Annotated in this window: 19 protein-coding genes and 1 riboswitch; of the genes, 4 read left to right on the forward strand and 15 right to left on the reverse strand. The window is 33.6% G+C overall.

Annotated elements, in window-relative coordinates:
- Window positions 1–3: 3 nt before the first annotated feature.
- A complete protein-coding gene (locus EDD66_RS02655; RefSeq protein WP_123607996.1) occupies window positions 4–1,068 on the reverse strand; it encodes a metallophosphoesterase family protein in 1,065 nt (354 codons plus the stop codon).
- A gap of 302 nt (window positions 1,069–1,370) precedes the next feature.
- Between EDD66_RS02655 and EDD66_RS02660 the strand changes: the two genes are divergently transcribed.
- On the forward strand, window positions 1,371–1,859 hold the full coding sequence (locus EDD66_RS02660) for a QueT transporter family protein (protein ID WP_123607997.1): 489 nt from the start codon (window positions 1,371–1,373) through the stop codon (window positions 1,857–1,859).
- 237 nt (window positions 1,860–2,096) lie between these two features.
- On the forward strand, window positions 2,097–3,110 hold the full coding sequence (locus EDD66_RS02665) for an aromatic acid exporter family protein (RefSeq protein WP_123607998.1): 1,014 nt from the start codon (window positions 2,097–2,099) through the stop codon (window positions 3,108–3,110).
- Here the strand turns inward: EDD66_RS02665 and EDD66_RS02670 are convergent.
- Both EDD66_RS02670 and asnS read right to left on the reverse strand, forming a co-directional pair.
- Window positions 3,098–4,135 (reverse strand): LacI family DNA-binding transcriptional regulator, encoded by a 1,038-nt coding sequence (locus EDD66_RS02670; protein ID WP_123607999.1) that lies wholly within the window; start codon window positions 4,133–4,135, stop codon window positions 3,098–3,100. The genes EDD66_RS02665 and EDD66_RS02670 overlap by 13 nt on opposite strands.
- 105 nt (window positions 4,136–4,240) lie before the next feature.
- A complete protein-coding gene (asnS, locus tag EDD66_RS02675; protein WP_123608000.1) occupies window positions 4,241–5,632 on the reverse strand; it encodes an asparagine--tRNA ligase in 1,392 nt (463 codons plus the stop codon).
- A gap of 530 nt (window positions 5,633–6,162) precedes the next feature.
- On the opposite strand from asnS, the gene EDD66_RS02680 reads away from it, so the two are divergent.
- The gene (locus EDD66_RS02680; protein ID WP_123608001.1) at window positions 6,163–6,654 is read left to right on the forward strand and encodes an RNA polymerase sigma factor; all 492 of its coding nucleotides are present in this window, start codon (window positions 6,163–6,165) and stop codon (window positions 6,652–6,654) included.
- A complete protein-coding gene (locus EDD66_RS02685) occupies window positions 6,647–7,417 on the forward strand; it encodes a hypothetical protein (protein WP_123608002.1) in 771 nt (256 codons plus the stop codon). The genes EDD66_RS02680 and EDD66_RS02685 overlap by 8 nt, the downstream gene beginning before the upstream one ends.
- A gap of 137 nt (window positions 7,418–7,554) precedes the next feature.
- Here EDD66_RS02685 and EDD66_RS02690 read toward each other — a convergent pair whose 3' ends face one another.
- The 12 genes from EDD66_RS02690 to EDD66_RS02745 form a co-directional block, all read right to left on the reverse strand.
- Window positions 7,555–8,154, reverse strand: a complete 600-nt coding sequence (locus EDD66_RS02690) for a nitroreductase family protein (protein WP_123608003.1) — start codon at window positions 8,152–8,154, stop codon at window positions 7,555–7,557.
- Between the two features lie 248 nt (window positions 8,155–8,402).
- On the reverse strand, window positions 8,403–8,711 hold the full coding sequence (locus EDD66_RS02695; RefSeq protein ID WP_123608004.1) for a winged helix-turn-helix transcriptional regulator: 309 nt from the start codon (window positions 8,709–8,711) through the stop codon (window positions 8,403–8,405).
- Window positions 8,712–8,882: 171 nt separating this feature from the next.
- Complete coding sequence (locus EDD66_RS02700; RefSeq protein ID WP_123608005.1) at window positions 8,883–9,368, reverse strand: hypothetical protein; 486 nt, start codon at window positions 9,366–9,368, stop codon at window positions 8,883–8,885.
- Window position 9,369: 1 nt separating this feature from the next.
- Entirely contained in the window at window positions 9,370–9,780 is a 411-nt protein-coding gene (locus tag EDD66_RS02705) for a DUF4430 domain-containing protein (RefSeq protein ID WP_123608006.1), read from the reverse strand.
- Between the two features lie 90 nt (window positions 9,781–9,870).
- Window positions 9,871–10,054: riboswitch (cobalamin riboswitch) on the reverse strand.
- Window positions 10,055–10,151: 97 nt separating this feature from the next.
- Complete coding sequence (locus EDD66_RS02710) at window positions 10,152–11,324, reverse strand: SpoIIE family protein phosphatase (protein ID WP_123608007.1); 1,173 nt, start codon at window positions 11,322–11,324, stop codon at window positions 10,152–10,154.
- Window positions 11,321–13,051, reverse strand: a complete 1,731-nt coding sequence (locus tag EDD66_RS02715) for a [Fe-Fe] hydrogenase large subunit C-terminal domain-containing protein (protein ID WP_123608008.1) — start codon at window positions 13,049–13,051, stop codon at window positions 11,321–11,323. Before EDD66_RS02715 ends, EDD66_RS02710 begins: the two co-directional genes overlap by 4 nt.
- Entirely contained in the window at window positions 13,048–13,293 is a 246-nt protein-coding gene (locus EDD66_RS02720; protein WP_123608060.1) for a (2Fe-2S) ferredoxin domain-containing protein, read from the reverse strand. Before EDD66_RS02720 ends, EDD66_RS02715 begins: the two co-directional genes overlap by 4 nt.
- A gap of 19 nt (window positions 13,294–13,312) precedes the next feature.
- Window positions 13,313–14,023 (reverse strand): PHP domain-containing protein, encoded by a 711-nt coding sequence (locus EDD66_RS02725; protein ID WP_123608009.1) that lies wholly within the window; start codon window positions 14,021–14,023, stop codon window positions 13,313–13,315.
- Window positions 14,016–14,351 (reverse strand): hypothetical protein, encoded by a 336-nt coding sequence (locus tag EDD66_RS02730; RefSeq protein ID WP_207667739.1) that lies wholly within the window; start codon window positions 14,349–14,351, stop codon window positions 14,016–14,018. The genes EDD66_RS02725 and EDD66_RS02730 overlap by 8 nt, the downstream gene beginning before the upstream one ends.
- An 11-nt stretch (window positions 14,352–14,362) precedes the next feature.
- Window positions 14,363–15,631 (reverse strand): [Fe-Fe] hydrogenase large subunit C-terminal domain-containing protein, encoded by a 1,269-nt coding sequence (locus EDD66_RS02735; protein ID WP_123608011.1) that lies wholly within the window; start codon window positions 15,629–15,631, stop codon window positions 14,363–14,365.
- A gap of 82 nt (window positions 15,632–15,713) precedes the next feature.
- On the reverse strand, window positions 15,714–16,136 hold the full coding sequence (locus tag EDD66_RS02740; RefSeq protein ID WP_123608012.1) for an ATP-binding protein: 423 nt from the start codon (window positions 16,134–16,136) through the stop codon (window positions 15,714–15,716).
- Window positions 16,133–16,483, reverse strand: a complete 351-nt coding sequence (locus EDD66_RS02745) for a DRTGG domain-containing protein (protein WP_123608013.1) — start codon at window positions 16,481–16,483, stop codon at window positions 16,133–16,135. The genes EDD66_RS02740 and EDD66_RS02745 overlap by 4 nt, the downstream gene beginning before the upstream one ends.
- Window positions 16,484–16,763: the final 280 nt, after the last annotated feature.

The following is a 16,763-nucleotide window of genomic DNA, read 5'->3' on the forward strand; positions in this document are numbered from 1 at the left end:
GTATCACCCCTTTGCTTTTAGTAATGCCTCTATACCATAATATAAAGCTTTATCTGCAATCTCGTCTTCTAAACCGGTACGACGGATGCTCTCTATATACATTCCAATGATATTATCTTTATTCATATAATATAATTCACTAAAGTCATAGTCAGGGACAGTTGTGTCCATAACCTGTATTATATTTCCTATATCATATAACGAATTTATGTCAATTTCGTTTTCAGAATCTCTAATTCCTTTTAAAATTAATTTATATATATTATATTCACCAATTTCAGCAACTTTCCCCTTAATAAAATCAAGTATTTTTCCATTGGTCATATCCGGTTCTACTTCAACCTCTAAATGAATATATTCCCTTTTTGCCAATGGAATAAAAGAAATATCACTTTTATTCCCCTCCATATCCTTTTGTATATCTCCTATGATATATCCATGTCTTCCTGTCTCATTTTTATCAAGAGGTTCCAGTGAGCCAGAGTAAGCAATCCTGTCAGTGATAAATTCCTGCTTATGTATGTGGCCTAAGGCAACATAATCATATCCCAATGACTTAAGATTATTCTTGTCAATTGGAATATCTTTCTCATCCCCTCCATGAGCTATTAAAATATTGATGCACTCCTTATCTTCAGGATATGCATTTGTGTATTTTGCTTCTAAGATGTCTCTCTGATGATAGCTAAATCCATAAACTCTGGTATTATGCTCAGGAAAGTATAAGCTATCCAGCTTTTCATTATCCAGCATAAATACTTGTTCACACCATTGAAAATTAATATAATGGGAACGTTCATTTATATAATCATGATTTCCTGCAATTATAATTACTTTTGTTCTATTTAATTTGGAAAAACCATAATTGATCTCTTTTATATCTCTAACCAGGGGCTGATTGTGAAAAAGATCTCCTGCTATGAACAAAAAATCAACTGCTTCCCGATTACATATTTCCAATAAGTTAAAGAAAGTCTCTTTAATCTCTTCCTTTCTTAATTCACTCCAAGGCATGCCCTTATCTGGCTGCATTCCAAGATGAACATCTGCAATATGGATAAATTTCATGATTTTCTCCTCCAAGTCAAGCCAAGCAAATCTAATATCCTAGTTCTATTTGACAAATTAATGTAAGAATATTGTATTCTTTCATAATATATCATCTAGCTAGTATAACACAAATGTGTGTTCTTTTAAATGTTTTTAAGTTTAAGTTTTTATTAATAAAGTCTTTCAAAAATATTATCTCTTGCATTTTTTAAAAAAGTCTTGTATATTATATAGTGCTGTAAAATCTGATGATTCATCAGAATGACTTTCGAGTGTTCGTAACCTTCCACTCGTAAAACAAAACTAAAGGAGAATTGAATATGAGAAACAAAAGTTTATTATTTTTAGTGCAATCTTCTATGATTGCAGCAATTTATGTAGTCTTAGTCTACATATTTAAACCAATCAGCTTTGGAGCCATCCAAGTCAGAATTGCAGAAGTTTTAACCATATTACCAATGTTTACTCCTGCTGCCATTCCTGGATTGACCCTCGGCTGTTTCTTAGGAAATTTCTTAACTGGTGCAGATATGTTAGATGTGATTTTTGGTTCCTTAGCCACATTACTTGGAGCACTTGGTTCTTATGGACTTAGAAGATACAAATTCCTTGTACCTCTTCCACCAATAATAGCCAATATTGTTATCGTTCCATGGATTCTACGTTATGCATATAATATCCCGGATGCGATTCCTTTTATGATGCTTACAGTGGGAATCGGGGAAGTGATCTCTTGTGGAGTACTTGGTATTATACTTATATTCGCATTAGATAGATATAAAGACGTAATTTTTAAAAATATAAATTAAGATGATATTTTGGGCTTCCAGAGTTTAATAGACTATGGAAGCTCTTTTTTACTTGAAAGTATAGAATGTAACATGGTATTGTATACTTAATTAATATATCAAGTGAAATTCAAGCCAGATATGTTTCAATTACAACACAATTTAGTCCCATTTATCAAGGGACATAACAGCTGTCATCTTCCACTTTAAATTTTATGCAAAATTGGGTTATCTTTGATAGAAATATGAGGTGAACATATGAAATCCATACTAAGTTTTAAAAAAATAAATTACATCCAGATTCTTAAGATTGCTATTGGTAGCTGCATCTCTATCCTAATAGCTGACTTTTTTCATTTAAGCTATAGTTCTTCCGCCGGAGTTATTACTCTTCTTACCATTCAAAATACAAAGAAAGAAACCTTACTTATTACATTGAAACGGTTTCTCTCATTTTTAATCTCTCTTATTATAGCCTATATTATCTTTCAATTCACAGGATATCATCCATTGTCCTATGGTTTATATCTCCTTCTCTTTGTAGGTGTATGTTATTTGCTGGATTTAGAGGTTGGCATCTCAATGAATGCAGTATTGGCAACTCATTTCTTAATTGAAAGCTCCATGAGTTATCATTGGATAATGAATGAACTATCTCTATTTTTATTAGGTTCTGGAATTGGTTTGTTATTAAATCTTTATATTCCTAAGAACATTATGGTCATTAAACAGGATCAGGTAACAATAGAAGATAATATTAAAGATATTCTGTGTCAAATGGCTTCATCATTATTAGACCCCATACGAGGCTCTGCCTCAAAAGAAAATCTGGAACAACTTAATGACCAGTTAAAGGAGGGGCTGTCCCGTGCTTATGAAAATATGAATAATACTCTATTTGGAGATGTGCGCTATTATATTCAGTACATGCAAATGCGTAAAGATCAATATCATATTTTAAAAAGAATTCAGTCTTCTATAGAATCACTAAATACAGTCCCTGTGCAGGCAATTACGATTGCTGATTATATAAACCATATCGCAACCACTCTCCATGAATATAACAATGCAATTGATCTTTTGGAAGAATTGGAAAAGATCTCTGATTCCTTCAAATCAGACCCACTCCCTGTAAGCCGGATAGAATTTGAAAATAGAGCAGTCCTCTTTCAAATCATTCATGAGCTGGAGATATTTTTAATCTGTAAAAGAGACTTTGTTGTTGCATTAACTCCTTTCCAGATAAAAACATTCTGGAATCAGAGTAAATAGACTTCCATCTCTTTTCCTGAAGATAAATTCTCACAGTGAGCCAGGCTGCCTCTCTCTGCTATTTTATGGTCTATATAATAATTGCTTGTTTTAGTCCCGCCTTTTATTTTGTCAAATAATAGCTTAGCTGCCATAATCCCTTCTTCTTCATAAGGTATTACAATAGCTGTAAGAGCCGGGTTTAAATAAGACGTATATTCTAATCCCCCTATACTTATCACAGATATATCCTCGGGTACTTTTAGCCCAATACTCTGTATATAGTGAATTGCACCGGTTGCAATAAAGTCACTGCAGGCTAAGATAGCTGTTGGTAAGTCTTTATTCTCTTCATGAATCTTTTTCATGGATTCATAACCTGCCTCCAAAGTGTGTTCACCAAATTGAATATACGAATCTGTTATTATCATGTTCTTAGCCGCCAGCCCATTATGAAACCCTTCATAGAATTTATTGGAATCTGGGTCTGCCTTTATTCCAATAAATCCAATCCTTTTATGTCCAAAGCTTGTAATCAGATCAGCTGCTTCCATTGAAGCTTTATAAACGTCATAAGAAATCCGGCTTAAAGAATTGGAATCCTTATCAGCTTCTCCTATTAAAACAATTGGGTATTCTTTATTCATTAATTCATGGGACAAAGATGTATCCCTATTGTTACTGATAATAATAATTCCATCTGCATTCTTATCTTCTAATATTTTCAGCAAGTCCTTTTCTGTCTTTTCCCTGGATTCACTGATCATTACTGTGTATCCCTCTGATTGACAAATTTGATTTATTCCTTTCATTAGAACTCCATTCACTGGATTACTTATATCTGGAACAATCACACCTATCGTTTGGGCTTTTTTTGTAATCAGTCCTCTGGCAAAAGCATTTGGCTTAAAATTATTCTTTTCAATAATCTGATTTACTTTTTCTTTTAACTCTGCACTTACTGCTTTTGTATTATTCATTACTCTTGATACAGTCGCTTTGGATACCCCTGCTTCTCTCGCAATATCTTCAATCGTTATTGACATTACTTCTCCTCCAATCTAACAGGAAACCCTTTTCCTGTTATGTAAAAAATAATAGTACATTATAAAAATTAACGTACTATTATTTTGTATTCTTTAAAATATATTTTATAGATCACAATTATTTACTGTTCTTGGGAATGGAATTACGTCACGAATATTACTCATACCAGTTAAATACATAACGCACCTTTCAAATCCAAGTCCAAATCCTGCATGTCTGGTTGAACCATATTTTCTAAGGTCAAGATAGAAACCATAATCTTCTTCATTTAATTTCATTTCTTTCATGCGATTTACTAATTTATCAAAATCATCTTCTCTTTGACTTCCGCCAATAATTTCACCAATACCTGGAACTAATAAATCCATGGCTGCTACTGTCTTATTATCTTCATTCATCTTCATATAAAATGCTTTAATATCTTTTGGATAATCAGTAACGAATACAGGTTTCTTAAATACTTCTTCTGTCAGATATCTTTCATGTTCTGTTTGAAGATCCGTACCCCAGGATACTTTGTATTCAAAATTATCATTATTCTTTTCCAGAATCTCAATTGCCTCCGTATAAGTTACATGCCCAAAATCAGAAGAAGCCACATGAGTTAATCTTTCTATCAATCCCTTATCTACAAACTGATTAAAGAAATTCATCTCTTCTGGGGCATGTTCTAATACATAGTTGATGATATATTTTAACATGCCTTCTGCAAGCATCATATCATCATTTAAGTCCGCAAAGGCAATCTCCGGCTCAATCATCCAGAATTCTGCCGCATGTCTTGTAGTATTGGAATTCTCAGCTCTAAATGTAGGTCCAAAAGTATAGATATTACGGAAAGCCATTGCATATGTCTCACCATTTAATTGTCCGCTCACTGTTAAATTGGTTGGTTTATTAAAGAAATCCTGTGTGAAATCAATTTGTCCTTCTTTTGTTTTAGGGACATCCTTTAAATCCAAAGTTGTTACCTGGAACATCTCTCCGGCACCTTCTGCATCACTTCCAGTAATTAATGGAGTATGAACATATACAAAGTCTCTGTCTTGAAAATATTGGTGAATTGCATATGCAATCAGTGAACGAACACGGAATACCGCCTGAAAAGTATTTGTCCTGGGTCTCAAATGTGAAATCGTTCTTAAATATTCCAGAGTATGTCTCTTCTTCTGTAATGGATACTCTGCAGTGGATGCACCTTCTATTTCAATCTGTGCAGCCTGTATCTCAAATGGTTGTTTTGCATCTGGTGTCGCAACTAATTCTCCTTTAATAATGATTGCAGCTCCTACGTTAAGTTTAGAAATCTCTGCAAAATTACTCATCTTATCATGATAAACAATCTGAAGTGTTTCAAAATATGTCCCATCATGTAATACAATGAAACCAAAAGATTTTGAATCTCTAATACTTCTGACCCAGCCTCCCACTGATATCGTTTGTCCAATATATTTATCTTGATTCTTATATAATTCCCTAACTGTTGTCAACTCCATTAGCCTAACTCCTTTGTTATAATTTTCTTCCTGAAAAATGTACCATAAAACGGTACTCTAATTTATGCTTTGCGCTTGGCTCATTGTTTTCATTATACCATGAACAAGTTCATGATCTTGTTACATTCGCCAAATGCTTTGCGCTTGGCTCATTGTTTTCATTATATCATATCAAAATCATTTTACAACTGATAATTTTTTATATGAAATGTATTCTCTGCCCCTGAATAGTGAAATAAAACTGGTCATAAGATCTATAATTCCATGTCTTGATGTTAATTATTACATGATGCCATTAATTTTATCATAACTATATAATTACACTATTAAAAATGAAAAATAGACAATCCCTCTTCAAAATAACAGTTTGGTGAATTATAATTGAAAGGATATGTATGATGCCCAAATAGCCTGTTATCATTATTCAAGGCTACCCCATAGGCAAAGAGTCATTCATGTGTTATTATTTTACTAATTGATGCAACCTTTTGAATATTTCATTAGTATTGTAGGTGGGAGGAGGTTTTAAAATGGCCGAACAATCTTTGTGCACAGAAGATTCAATTGAGAGAACTTTGGAGAAATATGCAAATATGGTATATCGAATCGCATTTTCTAGAACAAAGAATAAATATGATGCAGATGATATTCTGCAAGAAGTATTTATGAAATATATAAAATATAATCTGGATTATACAAGTGAAGAACATAAAAAAGCATGGCTGATTAAGACAACAATTAACACAAGTAAGACGTTATTAACATCCGCGTGGTTTAAGAAAACGACATCTATGCCGGATCATCTATATACCACTATGGAAGAAAAAAGTGAAGTATATTATGCTGTCTTAAAGCTTCCTGCAAAATATCGTACTGTTATTCATCTGTTTTATTATGAAAGCTTATCGATCGCCCAGATGAGTTCTCTTTTAGAAACAAAAGAAACTACCATCAAATCGCAACTTCACAGAGCAAGAAAGCTCTTACAGGATATTTTGAAAGGAGAGGGTTTTGATGTTTAGAGAAAAATATATTTTAGACAATGAAATGATTAAACCGGATGATCAGTTATTAGCTTCTCTTAAAATTCAAATGAAGACATATGCCAAAACCCATGAATATATTAATGATACAACTACAGAAGATTTGAATGTAAAACCTTCTTCTGTCAATCTTAGATTACTGCTCAAATATAGTAGCTTTGCAGCCTGTTTTCTTGTTTTAATTGTATCTATAACTTATTCAGGCTTGTTCACCGGATCTAAGAACTCTAAAACGACGCAAGAAACAACAAGTGCAGAGACCTCCGCTAATTCCCAGGATATAGCTGTGGAGGAATATTCCATGAAATCTTCAGAAAATTCCGGAGCAGTTTCAGATTCCAGTAGCAGAATATACAAAGAAGCGGACGAGGAAGCAAAAGTCAGTATAGAGATGGCTCCATCCAGTTCTTTGACGGACCAAAAAATAGTAATTTCAAAAGACACTGTAACTTCTATACTTATAAATAAAAATACAGATAATCTTGCTTCACAGCAAGCGATTACAGATAGTACTAAAATCTCAGATATCGTTAACTATATCAATGAACTTGTACTAACCCCTGTTTCAGCGCTTCCTTCCCTTGATGATTCCAAACAATTGGTGATGACCATTGAATATGGGAATGATATAAATGAAGATGTGATTTATCTGAATGAACATTTTTTAAAAATGAATCAGAATGAATGGTTTGAATTAAATAGTACAGATTCTGAAAAATTATATTCCTTAATAGATCAATAAATTTTCAAATCACTATAAGATTGAGAAATAAAAGGGTGACCTGCAAGCAATTCTGCTTAGGTCACCCTTTTTATATGATCTTTTAACAACAAAATCATTTGGCATAATAGTTTTACGAAGTGCACCGGATAACTGTATTACTTCAGAATATTAACACGACCCTCTAATGGCTGAAATTGCTTTTCATCTGGTTGTGCGGTAGGTTTTCCAAAAGGCATCTGAGCAATTAACTTCCAATGATCTGGTATGTTAAATTCTTTCTTTACTTCAGATTCTATAAGCTCATTATAGTGTTGCAATGATGCACCCAACCCTTCTATTTCCAATGCTGTCCATATAATAAACTGATGCATTCCACTTGATTGCTCTGACCAGACAGGAAAATTGTCTTTGTAAAGAGCAAATTGTTGTTGGTGGGATTCTATTACACTGATATCTTCAAAAAATAAAACTGTACCATATCCATTTTTAAATGAATTGATTTTTTGTTCTGTTGAGCTGAAACTAGCTTCTGGTACTATCTTTCTTAAAGCCTCCATTGTAATATCCCATAATTTATCATGTTTATTTTCTAATAATAAAACCACTCTGGCACTTTGAGAATTAAATGCAGATGGAGCATGTTTCACTGCATGTTCTATAATTTCTTTTAATCTTTCATCTGAAACTACAGCCTCCTTGCTTATTCCATAAAATGATCTTCTGTCTTCCACTGCACTAAAAAAATCTTTTGACATAATAATTCCTCCTAATTTTTATTAATTAATGTTTATATGTTAAGCTTATTTACTCATTTCTATATAGTACTTAATAAAAGTTTAAGTGATCTATATATTTTGAATTGTGATTATTTATTTATATTAAGTTACATTTAGTAACTAACTATAGATTAATTATTGCACAATAATTGAAATTAGTCAAGAGCTTTTTAAAAATAAAAAGAACCTTCTATAAATTTAGAAGATTCTTTTATTTTTATCATTTATTAATTCCACTTTTCTGCCCACTTTTGTATTTCATCCATAACTGGTTCAAGTTCAAGTCCTTTCCTTGTTAACTCATATTCTATACGCACAGGAGTTTCTGGATAAACTTTTCTTATTATAATACCTTCGTCCTCTAACTCCTTAAATCTTTCTGTTAACATCCTTGCACTCATGTTAGGAATTGCTTCTGCAATATCGGAAAATCTTTTTTGCCCGCTTAATAATGTCCTAATGATTAGCCCGGTCCATCTTTTTCCTAATAATCCAAAGGCATTTTCAAATTTGGGGCACATATGATATTTTTCCAAATTAATCACCACCTACAAATATTTTACCTTATCCACTAAATTCGAAACCACCTCATTAAGTGGATAGGTATATGTTCTCACTAAGCTCGTAAATACCTCGCGAAGTGTTCATATTATACCACAACTACTAGATAAAAGTAAGTAGGTTATTTAAATATACTACGGCAGATTTTAAATTTTTTTAATTCTGTCAAAAAAGATCCTCATAGGTTGAAACAATACAAGAACTACCACAAAATTAGCAATGCAATGTACAATATCAAATGGAATTCCATTTATCCAATATCCAATTCCAGCTCCCACTCCTCCTATAATGAAATATGGAAAGGAAGAAAGAGCTCCAAAACTCAGTCCAAAAACAGCAGATAAAGTCGCCCAAAAAAGAACAGATGTCTTTTTTTGAAATATTAAGGCAGCCCATGCCAATATAGTCCAAATATATAAATACATGATCCACCAGATTCCAAATCCATATAACAGACCTTCCAGCAATGCAAATACATAAATACTAAGGATAGCTTTTTTACCAAATTTTAAAGTAAATATAATTATAAATAAAGATACGAATTCAATATTAGGTAAAAATGCAAAGGCTACCTGAAAAATAAATAATAAGGCACCGAGCATACCCATCAATACAATATCTTTTGTTTTCATTTTAATAACCTTCAGTTAAAGTTACTTCAAAATGATCTCCATCCTGAATTGGAGTTGAATCCACACCGGTATTTAACTGCCCGCCGTCTTTCGTAAAACACCACCACTCCTGTTTGGAATCGTCTGCTTTTATACCATCAACGACTGTAACTAATAATCCATATTCACTTTCCGTTCCTTCAATTAATTTCTCTTGTTCTAAAGCACCTCTTAGATATTCTTCATCTGTATTAATTCTATATTCTTTGGATACTTGATCTGGTACGACTACCTCCACTACAATGTTTTTATTGCCTGCTACTCCTTTGGGTGAAAAATTTGTATAAATCGCAAATAAAATTCCTATTGCTAAAATTAGACTAACAATTCCTATCCAAATCTTTTTATTACTATTTGATTTTACTGGTATCATTTCTTTGTCCTCCCATTAAAAAATCTTTCCACAAAAAATGAGGAAAGATTATACTTGTATAAAACGTACCTGTTCCAATTCCTCGTGGATATTCGTACAAAATTTCAAGCAGGTATTCTGGCTTAAGCATCAACATTCACACCTACCTTCCCAGTTACCCAGTGGTTTATTGGTGGAACTCCGCTAATACAGCGACGAGATCGCACAGGATTCTAACCTGTTTCCCTTTATATTAATGATTCCTAATATAATTACTTGAAATAAATATATTCAGTTTTCTTATTTTTATTTGATGAATACTAATATCATCCTTTTATATTTTCTTACCGCTTCAATTCTATCTTATCCGTCACTTGAAATCAAGATTTTTTCTAATAGTATTTTATATTAACATTTTTACCCATACGGAGAAGAACTTCCTTCAATTGTTCTACTAAGTTCATTCGGATACTTAAATCAAATGGAAGGGCAGTATTTTGATGTGCTTCATTCATTGCTTTTCCAACATATAGATTTAATTTTGTGCAATCTTCTATCAATAATTTAGCAATAGCAGAACCTCCATTCTCCTTGTCTAACTCCATGAAGAATTCTTCATCCACTTCATTCTCAACATATCGTTTTAAGAGGGATAATGCTCTTGTTAATGTTAAAACGCCTTCTGTGACCAAATCTATTCCCTTAATTTTAGCAATAGGAGGCAGGTCAGGATCAGTGTAATTTAATGATGTTTTAATTTCTTCCTTCAAGACTCTGGAAACGATATTGGCACTGGTTCCCCCACATACGATCTTCGTTCCATCTTCTTTCATGAAATCTGCAATTACCAAATTATCATCGCTCTTATTTAATGGAGGTCCGGTAAACAAATCCACTATTTGAGCATCCATAACCCGGACTGCCGCTACTGTAGTATCATCTCCCGGCAATTGCAGATATAAGTCATCACATGCTTTGCTAAGTATGGTTGCAAGTCTTGCTGCTGATCTGGTCTCTCTGCTCATATTCACAGAATACTCAGCCATACTATCCCATGTCCATCCAAAGTTTAAAACTTTTCCCACACCGGCGTGAATAACTCCATCACTCATTAGAATAAATGTATCATCCGTCTCTGGTTTAAAACGGTACTCCTTAATGACCTTATCATATATTTTTCTTTCTTTATAAGGCATATGATATAGTTTCCCGTTCCGGATAAAAACACAGCCCGGGTTATCGAATTCCACCAGATAAGCTTCTCTGTTATGAAAAATCTGTAGAATGCTAAAAGTTGAATAGGCAACCTCTCTTACCTGACAGATTGGTAACGTTTTAATAATTGTTTCAATACATTCCTCAATAAGGGCTCCATTTAAAAACATAGTCCCCAGAATTTTAGTGGTAAGGGTAGCTAAGATATTTGCTTTCACTCCGCTTCCCATGCCATCAGCTAGAATAATAATATCTGAATCCTTTGTTTTTAGTACTTCAACTTTATCTCCACATAATTCTTCTCCATATTTATTCAGACTCTTATAGGATACATCTACGCAGATATTCATAGACTCTCCTCCCCATCAAAAAGAATGGTATCTCGAAGTTTGGTAAGTGTGACTTTTGTTTCAGCAGTGGTCTCTCCAAGAAGTCCTGCGATTTGCTGGGCTACTAACATTTGTTTATCAATTACCTTTTGAGCCATTTCAATAGTTTCAACTTTTATCTTATAAGCCTGCTGCTTTCTTTCTTCTTCTGACGACATATCCTGGAATACCCCAAGTATACTATTTTGTTCTTTAATATATACAATGTTTTGAAGGGTCGTGATAGATCTGTCTTCATACTTTACCAGCTTGCCCAAAATATTCTTATGAGTATTTAATACCTCTTCAAAATAGGAATGGTCAATAAATTCGTATAAATACATATTTAAAGCCTTAATCCTTGAGGTTTTAAATAATTTTTGTGCAGCCCCGTTAAATTCAATAATCTTCATTTCTGAATCTACAATAATAATAATATTAGGAGTAGATTCTAACACAAGATTAGATAAAGATTGTGCTTTTTCATGTAAGAAAGGGATACACATATTAAGTTCCGCTTTTTTCTGATATACTGCAATTGCTTTATCCCTGCAGGTGGAATATCCACACGCTCCACAATTAAGCTCTCCATCCTTATCAAATTTTCCTATCTTTCCAAGAATTTTTACTATATCTTCCTCAGATGGCATCTCTTCTTTCGGCGAACGGTCATAGAAATCTTTATTTAAAGAGATTTGCCTGCTTATCACAGGAAATTCTGCATTATCTGGTGATCTCTTTTCTATCATTTCTTCCATATCTAATTTAATTTTAAATCTGGATACTGATTTATTTTCAAGGGCAGAGCCTTTAATACAGCCTCCATTACATATATTTGCTTCAATAAAGCAGTTTTTCATGCCTTCTTTTTCCATACCTTCAAATAATTCTAAACAATTCTTAATTCCATGGACATAAAACTTCCGATATGTATTGGATTCATCTTCACCGGCAATAACTGAAGATAGCACTCCGCTGCTGATCGGGTATAAACGATTTACTAAAGGGTCCGGATTATGAGGCTTTGTATCTTCACAATCCAGAATATTAATATTCTCCTCCTGTAACCATTCCTCAAGCTCAGTAAAATTAATTACTGCATCTATGTATCCCTTTGTACGTTCATCTCCCATTGCTTCTCTTTTCTTTGCAATACATGGTCCTAAAAAAACCACCTTCACATCATCTTTAAATGCTTCCTTTATCATCTTTCCATGAGCAATCATTGGAGAAACTACCGGTGCCATATACTTTGTTAATTCTGGATAGTATATTTCAATTAAATCATTTACACTTGGGCAAGAGGTTGTAATAATATTTTTCATTTTTCCCTCTTTTAAAAGCCGGTTATATTCATTGGTAACATATACTGCACCTTCTGCAGTTTCACGAACTTGATAAAATCCTAACTTTAAAAGTGCACTAACTACCTGCCCTGGTGTTTTATAGTTCAAAACCCCTAAATAAGAAGGAGCAATAGAAACCACGGTTTTTGTATTTTCCTTTAAAAATCCTTTTACCCTGTTAAGATCACTTATAAATGATTTCGCATTCTGAGGACAGGCTTCAAGACAATGACCGCACAAAATGCACTTATCATTCATGATCTGGGCCTGGGCATTCTTTACTGAGATTGCTTTTACTTCGCACGTCCTTACACATTTATAACAATTTTTACATCTGGCCTCTTTAAATCCAATTACATTCATTTGTAAAGCCTCCTTAAAATCTCATCATTAAAAAATTTTTCTGTATCGCGAGGAGTTAAGGAGAATATTTGATTATTTAATTTTACACAGACTCCTTCCATACAATGATCCATGCAAAACGATCCACTCAATTCTACTTCATCTTTTAGATTATGTGTTATTAAAAATTCTTCTAAACTGTTTACAATTTCCCTGGAACCTTTTAAGTGGCAGGAACTTCCTATACATACTGTAATTTTAATCATATGTCCTTTACTTCCTTTACTTTAGTGTATCAAAGATATCTTTTATATCACGGCTTTTACTATAAATATAATTAACTGGTTCGCTTATATGTTCCAAATAATGTGCATCAGAATTGGTTATTATTTTACAATTTTCAAGGTATGGATTCACTTTCCTTAAATGATGAAGCTTTCCCATATCCTTTAATTCAAAACATGTAAATTTAGATTCTGGTGGTACAAATCCTAAATTAGATAACAGACTGTTTGCGTTTTTATCAATATGTGCTGGAATCATTATACCATGAAATTTTTTGACCAGATCATAAACATGATGAAATGGAATATTGGTAGCATTGATCAATAAATTAGGTTCATTTCCTATGACATTATCCTTTTCATCATAAATCTGCTGTTTTCCAAAGATGGCTTCCTCATTAGGAATATATATTAGCTGTTTATAAATATATTCATCAAAATTCATTGCATCGTCCAAATTCTGAAACAGGCAAACTACATGAACCTCTTCTGCAGTACATAATTCCATTCCCGGTATGGCTATAATTCCATGCTCCTTCGCAATTTTTAAAAATGCCGGACAATTTTTACAGGAATTATGATCTGTCAAGGCAATTACATCTAATTCTTTTACTACAGCCATTCCTACTATATTGGCTGGGGTCATATCGTCATCACCGCATGGAGACAGACAGGAATGTATATGAAAGTCGTATGAAAGACTAATCATGAAGATATTGATATACAGTCAGAGCTGCCTCAAAGATCGGCTCATTCGTACTAAGCACTGTGATATTCTGAGCTTTCGCTTTTTGTAACGCTATATTATCCAACTCTGCCCCCTCAGCTAAAATAATACATGCTACATCCGTTAATTCTGCAACTGCCAGAGTATTTATATTACCCATAACCGTGACCCAAACAGATTTTTCCGGTGCTTTACTCATAGCAATACTAAGTAAATCACAGCAAAATGGTTTGGTTATATCCTGTTCTAGGTCGTCTCCATAATTTACCACATTGTATTTTTCTTTCTGGATCAATTCTTTTACAGTCATAATAACCTCCTTTAAGAGTCTGGGTGGCATTCATTAATATACTGGCGGAATATATGAATACAATCCATCTCACTTGCCACACCTCTTACTACATCTTCTGCCAATGCTTTACAGGTTGGTGCTCCACATGATCCACAATCCAGTCCCGGGAATTTTTCGCATAGCTCTTCAACCTTTGCAATCTTACCAATACTTTCCTTGACATCTAATCCTAAATTAAATACCGGTTCGTATTGAACTCCTTTTGTCCAGAACCCATCTAAGATCTCCTCTTTATATAAATGATTACGGGCTACCGGCATGTATTTTCTCAGCCTTTTTAACTTCACTTTGGCAACAAAAGGATTTTCAACCGTTAAGACTCCTCCTACACAACCACCATTGCAGGCATTTAATTCTATAAATTCCAGAGAGGAAAATTTCTGATCTTCCAAATCTTCCAAAACACGGATTACATTTTCAATCCCATCTGCTGCCAGATAGTTATCTGTAAGTAAGCCACCGGCTTCTCCACCTGTTCCTCCCCAGCTGATTCCGATTTTACCTGATATGGCAATATCTTCAATATCCTGTTTCTTTTCGATCTGGCTCATATAATTTAAGATCTTTGGGTAAATTTCCTTTATGGCTATTACCGCATCTACATCGCTCTTTTCATATCCCAAAGGTTCCTTTACAGCACTGACCTTCGCTGCACAAGGGGATATGAAAATTATTCCAATTTTATCAGCTGATAATCCTGTTGCCTCCATGGCTTTTTTTCGCGCTAACTCTGCGGCTATATCAACCGGTGCTTTTATTGGAAGTAAATGTTCCAGAAGATTGGGGAAACGCACACGGATCAAACGTACCACCGAAGGACAGGCAGTGCTAATAAGTGGATAATTACTTTTATGCTCTTCCACATATTTTCTAGACATTTCAGATACTAATTCAGCAGCTCCGCTCACTTCATATATATCATCAAACCCCATTCGTTTTAAAGCAGTGAGTATAATATTAATATCATCTAAATTATTAAATTGCCCATATAGAGATGGTGCGGGAAGTGCAACTGTATATTCATACTGATTCATAACATTAAGAGGATCATAAACTGCAAGTTTTGCATGGTGAGGGCATATGCGAATACACTCTCCACAGTCGATACAAAATTGCTTCGTTATCACAGCTTTACCATTTCGTACACGAATTGCCCCGGTAGGACATCTTTTAATACAGTTAATACAACCTTTACATAAATTCTCTTCTAATCGGACAGCAGTAAAAAACTTATCCATTTTCTTATCCTCTCTACGATTATTTATAATCAGGAAATTGTTAATTTAATAACAATAAGTTTTATCATTCCTGATTCATATTTTATAGTTTAACTGTCATTGTTACTGTGGTTCCTACACCTAATTCTGTTTGTATCTTCATCTGATCTGAATATTTTTTCATATTAGGTAATCCCATTCCTGCACCAAACCCTAAAGATCGGACTTTATCCGGTGCAGTTGAATAACCTGCCTGCATTGCTAATTCAATATCAGCAATTCCAGGGCCTTCATCCTCCAAAATCATCTTTACTTCATCTGGAGAAACTATAATATTTATGGTTCCTCCATTGGCGTGGATTACCATATTTATTTCACCTTCATACATTGCAATAGCTACTTTACGAACTGCCTCAGGGCTGACTCCCATTTGTTTTAACTTCCCTTTAACATCACTGGATGCTTCTCCTGCCCTTGTAAAATCATCCGGGGATATGTTGTAGGTTAAATGTAATTGATCACTCAAGAGCATGCACCTCCCCGTAGTCCTTGTTCATAAAGCAAACCACAAGCTGAAAACATCCTGTGATCTGTTGTTAATAAAGCAATACCTCTCTCCTTTGCCAATGAAATCATACCCTCATCCGGCTTTTTCCCTCTTACGAACACAATACAGACAATATCCATCATCTCTGCTGTCCGAACTACCTGAGGATTACATAAACCTGTTAATAATACCGATTGATTTTTAGAAAATGCAAGTACATCACTCATCATATCTGCCCCACATGCTGTGTGTACTTCCTTCTCCAGATATTCTTCTCCACAAATAATACTTCCATCTAATATAGTTTTCACATCTTTTACAGTCATACGGTTCCCCTTTGCTTTTATTAAAAAGTATCTTTATTAGCAGTATAATATTTCCTTATTATTTAACTAAGTATAGCATTAACCCCTCCAGTTTTCAACCAGTATTCATCATTACGATTTATTAGTATTTCATAAAAAAATACATTATTTCCACCATAATAAGTCATTAAAATGTAGATTTTTTATCAAATACATGATATACTGTTGTTACTTATCGACAGAGAATTACAAATACCGGTCGATATTAACTTAGAATTAAAAAAGCTATTAATCAAGGAGG

Origin of the sequence: Mobilisporobacter senegalensis, from assembly GCF_003752155.1 — a bacterium.
In the GTDB taxonomy this organism is placed as follows: domain Bacteria; phylum Bacillota; class Clostridia; order Lachnospirales; family Lachnospiraceae; genus Mobilisporobacter; species Mobilisporobacter senegalensis.